8 protein-coding genes are annotated in these 8216 nt (G+C 76.0%); all 8 read right to left on the bottom strand.

Annotation, left to right across the window (positions count from 1 at the left end; all coding sequences use genetic code 11):
• Positions 1–76: 76 nt before the first annotated feature.
• On the bottom strand, positions 77–1060 hold the full coding sequence (locus GSF22_RS27075; RefSeq protein WP_208816566.1) for a DNA topoisomerase IB: 984 nt from the start codon (positions 1058–1060) through the stop codon (positions 77–79).
• Positions 1044–2066: a glycosyltransferase family 9 protein gene (locus GSF22_RS27070; RefSeq protein WP_208816565.1), complete on the bottom strand. Its 1023-nt coding sequence runs from the start codon at positions 2064–2066 to the stop codon at positions 1044–1046. Before GSF22_RS27070 ends, GSF22_RS27075 begins: the two co-directional genes overlap by 17 nt.
• Complete coding sequence (locus tag GSF22_RS27065) at positions 2063–2758, bottom strand: SDR family oxidoreductase (RefSeq protein WP_208816564.1); 696 nt, start codon at positions 2756–2758, stop codon at positions 2063–2065. Before GSF22_RS27065 ends, GSF22_RS27070 begins: the two co-directional genes overlap by 4 nt.
• Positions 2755–4194 carry a PfkB family carbohydrate kinase gene (locus GSF22_RS27060; protein ID WP_208816563.1) on the bottom strand — a complete coding sequence of 480 codons (1440 nt, stop codon included), beginning with the start codon at positions 4192–4194 and terminating at the stop codon, positions 2755–2757. The genes GSF22_RS27065 and GSF22_RS27060 overlap by 4 nt, the downstream gene beginning before the upstream one ends.
• A gap of 21 nt (positions 4195–4215) precedes the next feature.
• Positions 4216–5031, bottom strand: a complete 816-nt coding sequence (locus tag GSF22_RS27055) for a D-sedoheptulose-7-phosphate isomerase (RefSeq protein ID WP_208816562.1) — start codon at positions 5029–5031, stop codon at positions 4216–4218.
• A complete protein-coding gene (locus GSF22_RS27050) occupies positions 5031–6248 on the bottom strand; it encodes a glycosyltransferase (protein ID WP_208816561.1) in 1218 nt (405 codons plus the stop codon). The genes GSF22_RS27055 and GSF22_RS27050 overlap by 1 nt, the downstream gene beginning before the upstream one ends.
• Complete coding sequence (locus GSF22_RS27045; protein WP_208816560.1) at positions 6233–7207, bottom strand: glycosyltransferase; 975 nt, start codon at positions 7205–7207, stop codon at positions 6233–6235. The genes GSF22_RS27050 and GSF22_RS27045 overlap by 16 nt, the downstream gene beginning before the upstream one ends.
• On the bottom strand, positions 7204–8216 hold a 1013-nt coding region (locus tag GSF22_RS27040), incomplete at its 5' end, for a glycosyltransferase family 9 protein (protein ID WP_208816559.1). The genes GSF22_RS27045 and GSF22_RS27040, both read right to left, overlap by 4 nt.

The following is an 8216-nucleotide window of genomic DNA, read 5'->3' as shown; positions in this document are numbered from 1 at the left end:
TGCGGGAACTGCTCGCCGACACCTGACCGGCTCCGCCGCCCGTCGTTCCCCCCAGGATCGCGGGTGGTGGGGCCGGTCAGGTGTCGGCGAGCAGTTCCCGCACGGCCTGTTCCGCCACCGGTCGGGGGGTGTCCCGGTCGGCGGGGACGACGACCCCGTCGTGGTACAGGTCGACCACCCGGGGGTCGACGTAGGAGGCCCGCGCCACGGTCGGGGTGTTGCCCAGCAGGTCGGCCACGTCCCGCATGACGGCCGCGACGGTCCGGCGCCGGGCGGTGACGGTACGCTGCGGTCCCACCGAGGCGAGTTCGACCGCCGCCCGGACGGTGGCGTGCCAGGTACGGAAGTCCTTCGCGGTCATCTCGCCGCCGCTGCACTCGCGCAGGTACTCGTTGACCTCGTCGCTGCGCACGTCGTGCCACTGCCGGCCGTCCCAGTACCCGAACAGGCGCTCCGCTGCCCGCCGTCGGCGCCGCAGGTCGCGCAGCACCCGGCAGAGTTGCGGGTCGGAGATCCGCCGGACCTGCTCGACGCCGCCTTTGGCGGGGAACTCCAGCACCACGCAGCCCTGCCGGGTACGGGTGTGGTCCGGCCGGAGCGTGGCCACGCCGAAGGTCGGATCGTCGCCGGCGGCGTACTGCTCGCTGCCGATCCGGAACATGCCCATGTCCAGCAGCCGGGTGGCGGTGGCCAGGACCCGTTCCCGGGTCAGGCCCCGGCTGGCCAGGTCGGCGTCGACCCGTTCGCGGAGCGCCGGGAGGCGGCCGGCGACCTCCAGGATGTGGTCGAACTTCGCCTCGTCCCGCTTGGCCCGCCACTGCGGGTGGTAGAGGTACTGCCGCCGACCGGCGGCGTCGGTGCCGGTGGCCTGGATGTGCCCGCCGGGGTGGGGACAGATCCAGACGTCCCGCCAGGCCGGCGGGATGACCAGGTCCCGCAGCCGGGCCAGCTCGTCCGGATCACGGATCGGCGTACCGTCGCGGTCCAGGAAGACGACGCCCCGGCCGTGCCGGCGCCGCCCGTAACCGGGTTTCGCGGGGTCGCTACGCCTCAACCGCACCGGTGCTCCGCACCACCTGTTCCACCTCGTCCACGGCCGTCAGGACCTCGGCGACGCCGAGCCCGGTCAGCCCGTGGCCGGGTCCCGCTGCGTCGCCGTACGGCGGCCTTTCTACCCCGGACATCTTCGGCCAATCCTGGTCGTACCGCCGACCGGTGGCGGCGGACGGCGCGGGCGTCCGGTCACCGGCCCAGAGCGCCCGGTGCCAGGGCCGGTCGGCCGGCGGTCCCCACCGCGCGGGTGGTACCGGCCCGAAGAGCACCACGGACGGGGTGCGGTAGGCGGTGGCCAGGTGGGCCACCCCGGTGTCCCCGCTGACCACCAGCCGGGCGTGGGCGACCAGCGCGGCCAGCTCCCCCACGTCGGTCCGACCGGCCAGGACGGCGGCCTCGGGCAGGCCGGCGGCGGCGGCGACCCGACCGGCCAGGGAACGCTCGTCCGCCGAGCCGGTCAGCACGACGCGGTGTCCCCGGCCGGTCAACTCCCGGGCCACGGCCGCGAACCGGTCCGGGGGCCACCGCTTCGCCGGTTCCTTGCTGCCCGGGTGCACGATGCTCACCCCGGCCGGGGTCCGCTCCGGGTCGGGTCGGGTCAGGTCCAGGTCGGTCGGGTCGGCCGGGATGCCGTACCAGCCGAGCAGCCGGCACCACCGGTCGACCTCGTGGTCGTCGGCCCGCCACGGTGGGCCGTCGGGGTGACCGGCCGCCGGGCAGCGGTGGGCGAGCAGCCGTGCCGGTCCGGTGGCGGCGAGGCGCCGGTGGGACCGGGGGCCGCGCCCGTGCAGGTTGACGGCCAGCTCCGGCCGCCCGCTGACGGGGATCGGCTGGTCGAGGCCGTCGGTGGGGACGATCCGGTCCACGCCGCCGACGAGGTCGACCAGTGGGCCGAGCCAGCCGGGGGTGGCCAGCACGAGTTCCCGACGGGGGTAGGCGGCGCGCAGGGCACGCAGCGCGGGTACGGCGGTGGCGAGGTCACCGACGCCGAGGGCCCGCAGCGCGAGGATCACGGGTACGACGTCTCCTGCTCGGCGCAGACCACCAGTTCACGGACCGCGCAGCCGGGTGGTTGGGTGAGGGCGAACAGCACGGCGGCGGCGGTGTCGGCCGGGTCGTTGAGTTTCGCGTCGGGTCCGGGCCGGTACTGCGCGTCGCGGGTGTCGAAGAAGGCGGTGTGCATGCCGCCCGGTACGAGCAGGGTGACGTTGACCGTGCCGGCGAGTTCGGCGGCGAGCGCCCGGGTGAAGCCGACGACCCCGAACTTGGCCGCACAGTAGGCGGTGGCGTCACTGACCGCCTTCACACCCAGGGTGGAGGCGACGGTGACCACCGTGCCGTGGGTGCGTTCCAGCCAGGGCAGGGCGGCCCGGACCACCGCGGCGGTGGCGAGCAGGTCCACGGCCACCACCCGTTCCCAGGTGTCGGCCGGTACGTCGGCCAGCCGGCCGGGGGTGTCGATGCCGGCGGCGGTGACGACGGCGTCGAGCCCGCCGTGGCGTTCGGCGAGGTGCCGGGTGGCCGCCTCGGCGGCCCGGGTGTCGGCCAGGTCGCACTCCTGCCACGGCACCCCGTCGGCGGGGGCCTGCCGGTCCAGGACGAGGGGCCGGCCGCCGGCCTTCGCCACGGCGGTGACCACGGCCGCGCCGAGTCCGCTGGAACCACCGGTCACCAGCACCGACCGTCCCGTCAGCTGCCCGTTCATCGTGGTGCCCCCTCCGGATGCCGGTCCGTCGACCGGGCCGCCATGATCATGTCGGTGGTGGACCGGCCGTCGAGGTAGGGCACCACGACGGTGTGTCCACCCCAGCGCTGGAGGATCTCCGCCTCCGGCAGGGCCGAGGTGTCCCCGGTACCGGTGGCGTAGTCACCCCCCTTGACCCAGATGTCCGGCCGGAGCCAGCTCAGCACCGCGTGCGGGGTGGACTCGTCGAAGACCACCACCGCGTCCACGCAGGCCAGCGCGGCGAGCAGCCGGCTGCGGTCCCCCTGCGGGACGACCGGGCGGTCCGGGCCCTTGAGCGCGGCCACGCTGCGGTCGGAGTTGACACAGACCACCAGGCAGTCGCCGAGCCGGCGGGCCGCTTCCAGGGTGGCCACGTGCCCGGCGTGCAGCAGGTCGAAGCAGCCGCCGGTGGCCACCACGGTGCCCCCGGCGGCGCGTACCCCGGCGACCACGGCACCGGCGGCGCCCGCACCGACCCGGTCCCCGGCGGCGGCGACCACGGTCGGCGCCGGGGCGGTGGCCGGTACCGGCACCGCCTGTGCCACACCCCCGCCGGCCACGTACGCCGACGCCTCGGTCACCGCCTGCTGCACCGCCTCGGAGACCAGCGCCCCCTGGGCCAGCGCCCGGCTGGCGGTCGCCGCGAACCGGTCCCCCGCCCCGCAGGTGTCCCCTTCGGCGCAGGTCGGCGCCGGGACGACCAGCGGGGTGGAGCCGGCGTGGCAGAGCAGCGCGCCGTCCCCGCCGAGGGTCACCACGACCGCGCCGGCCCGCCACCGCTGCCGCAGTTCCTGCGCCCCCCGGGACGCGGTGGCCAGCCGGGAGGCACCCGGCGCGGTGCCGCCCAGTGCCCGGACCTCCGGCTCGTTCGGGGTGGCCAGGTGCACGCCCGGGACCGGCACCGGGCCTCTCGGGTGCGGATCCCACACCACGGGCGCGGCGGTGGCCGCCAGTGCGGCGCGCAGCGCCGGCTGCCCGGCCACTCCCCGGCCGTAGTCGCTGACCAGGACGGCGGCGGCCCCGGCGATCAGCTGGAGCACCGCCTCGCTCGGCTCCCCCGGCGGCCCGGCGGCGCCACCCCGGTCGTGGCGCAGCAGTACCCGGCCACCGGCCCGCAGCCGGATCTTCTCCGGGGTGGTGCCGGCCAGCGGCAGCGCGAACACCTGGACCCCGGCGGCGGTGAGCAGGCTGCTGAGCCGCGCGCCACCGGCGTCGTCGGCGAGCGCCGTCACCAACGCCACCTCGGTGCCGTCGGTGGCGGCGAAGAGGGCGGCGAGACCGGCACCGCCGGGCCGGTCGACGTGCACCGTCTCGTCGAGCACCGGCACCGGGGAGTCCGGGCAGAGCCGGTTGACCAGGCCCTCCACGTCCCGGTCGAGCAGCGTGTCACCGAGCACCACCAGCGGTCCCCTCACGGCACCTCCTGCGTCGTCGTGTCAGTCCTCGACCCCGGACCCGGCGGACCCGTCGACCACCACCTCGACCCCGGTACGGACCGGACCGGACCGGGTGTGCCCGGCCGGTGCCGGTCGGACACCGGCCGGACCGGGTGCCCCGGTGGGCGGGCCGGTCGACGCCGGTGGCCGAACCGTGGACGCCGACGCGGCCCGGTCGTCACCCGCCGACACCGCCGTCCGGCCGGCGGCCGACGCCCCGGCCAGTACCGGCAGCGTCAGGTCGACGTGTTCGCAGAGCACGTGCGCGGAGACCAGGTGCAGTTCCTGGACGACCTGCGGGTCCGCCGACGGCACGGCCAGCGCCTCGGCGCAGACCGTGGCCAGCGGGTTGGGGGCCGGTCCGGTGAGCGCCCAGCAGCGCATCCCGACCTCCCGGCCGGCGACCGCCGCCGCCACCAGGTTCGCGCTGCGCCCACTGGTGGACAGCAGCAGCAGGATGTCCCCGGGCCGGCCGTGTGCGCGTACCTGCCGGGCGAACAGTTCCTCGAAGCCGTAGTCGTTGCCGATCGCGGTCAGCGAGGAGGTCTCCGCGGTCAACGCGATGGCCGAGAAGGGCTCCCGGTCGTCCCGGAGCCGGCCGACCAGTTCGGCGGCGAGATGCTGCGCCTCGGCCGCGCTCCCGCCGTTCCCGGCCACCAGCAGCCGCCCACCCCCGACCAGCCGGCGGGCCAACTGGTTCCCCCACCGGGCGAGCAGCCGGGCGCTGCGCCGGTACGCCGGCAGGGCGGCGGTCAGCCCGGCCAGGTGCCGGTCGAGCAGGTCGGCGGCACCGGGTACCACCTCGGGACCGGTCATCAGGCCACCGCCCGAGTCGGTCGACGGACCGCGCCGACGGCGGCGTAGACCGCGGTGAGCTGCTCGGCGGTACGTTGCCAGGAGTAGTGCTGCCGGGCCCGCTCCAGCGCGGCGGTGGCGTACCCGAACCGCCGGATCCGGTCGTCGAGCAGCCGACGGACCGTGCGGCCGAGGGTCTGCGGGTCGCGGGGCGGGACGAGATCACCGGTCACGCCGTCGACGACGGTGTCGGTGATCCCGCCGACGGCGCTGCCGATCACCGGCACCCCGCAGGCCATCGCCTCCAGCGGGGTCAGCCCGAACGGCTCGTACCAGGGGGTGGCCACCACCACGTCGGCGGACCGGTACCACTGCGGCATCTCCTCCCGGGGTACCGCCCCGACCAACCGGACCCGGTCGTCGACACCGCACTCCCCGGCCAGGTCGAGCAGCCGGCGGGCCTGCGGGTCGTCGTCCACCAGACCGGCGGGTGGCCCGCCGACGATCACGCACTCCGCGTCGGGTACCAGCCGCATCGCCCGGATCAGGTCCTGGAAGCCCTTGCGTTCGACCAGCCGGCCCACCGAGAGGATCCGGGCCCGCCCCTCGGTACGGGGCGCGGCCGGGCCGAGCGGCGCGAAGGTGGCCAGGTTGACCCCGGACGGGACGACCGTCATCTGCTCCCGGGAGATGCCCATCCGGACCAGTTCCCGGACCTCGTCCTGGCTCTGCGCGACGATCCGGTCCACGGTCCGGCCGAGGGCCCGTTCGTAGCCGACCCGGGGGGCCGGGCTGGTGTCCTGGCTGCCCTGGTGGCGGCGCTTGACGGTGCCGAGCGCGTGGTAGGTGAGCACCACCGGCAGGCCCAGTTGCCGGCCGGCGGTGATGCCGGCCAGCCCGCTCATCCAGAAGTGCGCGTGCACCACCTCGGGCACCCAGTCACCGGTCTGCCACTGCCCGACCAGGACCCGGCTGAACTCCGGCATGTACGGCAGCAGGCTGTCCTTCGGCACGGGTTCGGGGGGCCCGGCCGGTACGTGCACCACCGTCACCCCCGCGCCGGCCCGTACCGTCGGGGGTAGTCCGAGGCTGTCCCGTCGGGTGTAGACCCGCACGTCGTGGCCGGCCCCGGCGAGGGCGGTGGAGAGCTCCGCGACGTGGGTGTTCTGCCCGCCGGCGTCCTCGCCGCCCAGCACGGCCAGCGGACTGGCGTGCTCCGAGATCATCGCGATCCGCATAGCTCCTCCTCCAGCAGTCGGTCCCAGTCGGCGAGGAACCGGTCCAGGCCGTAGCGGGTACGGGCGACGGTGCGTGCCCCGGCGCCCAACCGGTGCGCCAGGTCCGGGTCGGCGATCAGGTCACGGGCGGCGTCGAGCAGGGTGTCGGTACGGGTGGCGAGCACCCCGGCGTCCGGCGGTACGGCGGCCACCGCCTCCGTGGTGGCCAGCACCACGACCGGCATGCCGATCGTCATCGCCTCGATCAGGCTCAGCCCGAGGGAGGTCCACCGGCACAGGTGCAGGTACGCCCGCCGTCGGCCGATCTCCGCCTGCATCCGTTCCTGGGGCAGGTCGTCGTAGCTGGTGAGCCGGTCGGCGGGCAGCCCGAGCCGGTCGGCGAGCCCGGCCACCCCCATACCGAAGACGTCCAGCGGCGCGATCCCGGCGAACCGGGGCAGCAGGTCGGTGCCGGTGACCCGCCAGCGGCGAACCGGTTCGTTGATCACCACGGCCAGGCGCTCCAGTTCCCCGGTGTACCGGGTGGCCGGCGCGACCACCCCGTGCTCGACGACCGTGGTGCGGGTGCTGCCGGTGTCCCAGAAGAGCTGGTTGAAGTGCGTGACGTGGACGATCAGGACGTCGTCCCGGTCGGCCATCGGGTGGCGGCTGTTGGGCACGTCCCCCTTCGGTGTGTTGTGCTCCACGAAGATCACCGGCAGGTTGCGGCCGACCCGCCGGCCCAGCCACTCGCAGGCCAGGTCGTACTCCTCCGGCCGTTGCAGCAGCACCACGTCCACGTCGGCCCGGGACAGCTCCTCCGGGCGTACCTCGACCACGCTGTCCGGCCAGCGGTAGGTGCGGGCCCGGCCCAGGCCGTACGGGCCCCGGTCCGGGGTGACCGGCACCAGGTAGCGGTGCCGGCCGTGCACGAAAGACGTGGTCCACGAGCCGTGGACGTGCCAGAGGAGGATGTTCACCGGCCGCTCCCCCCACCGGCCAGGGCCGGCACCGGACGGTGCGTACCGGCACGGTCCGGCGGCGGCGCCGGCCGGCTGAGGAGGCGGACCGCCGCCACCACGTCGGCCGGGTCGACGCCGGAGAGGCAGGGGTGACCCGGCAGGGGGCACCGGGTCACCCGGGTGTTCCGGCAGTCGGCGGTCGGGTCCCCGAGCCGGACCACGGGTACCCGGTAGGGCGCCCACTGGCCGAACGGCACGGTCGGCGCGAAGAGACTCACCACCGGTACGCCCAGCGCGGCGGCCAGGTGCGCCGGACCGGTGTTCCCCACGACCAGGCAACCGGCCCGGCTGATCACGTCGGCCAGCCCGGCCAGGCTGGTCCGGCCGCCGAGGTCGACCGCCCCGGCCACCGCGACCTGGCCGGTCAGCGCGGTCTCGGCCGGTCCGCCGGTGACCACCACCCGGTGCCCGTCGGCCCGCAGCGCGGCGACGATCCCGGCGCAGAGCTGTGGCGGGCAGGCCCGGGCGGCGACCGACGACCCGGGGTGCACCACCACGTACCCCGGTTCGTCCGGCAGTTCCCCGGCCGGCCGCGTACCGCCCCGGGTGTCCCCGGCCGCCGCCACCGGTCGCAGCCGGAGCCGCTGGTCGTCCCCGGGCGGCAGGGCGAAGCCGGCCGCCGCGGCCAACGACAGGGCCCGTTCCGCCTCCGGGATGCCCGCCGGCACCCGGTGCCGGACGTCCAGCAGGGAGCCGGGATAGTCGTCGCTGATCGCCGCGACCCGGCCCACCCCGGCCATCCGCAGGATCAGCGCCAGCGGCAGCGGCGACTGGTGGAACGAGGTGAACACCACCGCCTCGTCGGCGCCGGTGGCGGCGAGCCGGGCCACCAGGGCGTCGATCCCCGCCCGGTCGACCGGTCCCGGTTCCGCGTCGATCCACGGCAAGGCGCACTCGACCAGCTCGTCGACGCCGGGCAGCAGCTCGGCGGCGGCCCGCCCCCGGGGTCCGCAGAGCAGCACGACGC

It is taken from the genome of Micromonospora echinofusca (assembly GCF_017614955.1).
GTDB classification, from domain to species: Bacteria; Actinomycetota; Actinomycetes; order Mycobacteriales; family Micromonosporaceae; genus Micromonospora; species Micromonospora echinofusca_A.
Note: the sequence above shows the minus strand (reverse complement) of the source record. Positions and strands in the feature narration are given on the sequence as shown.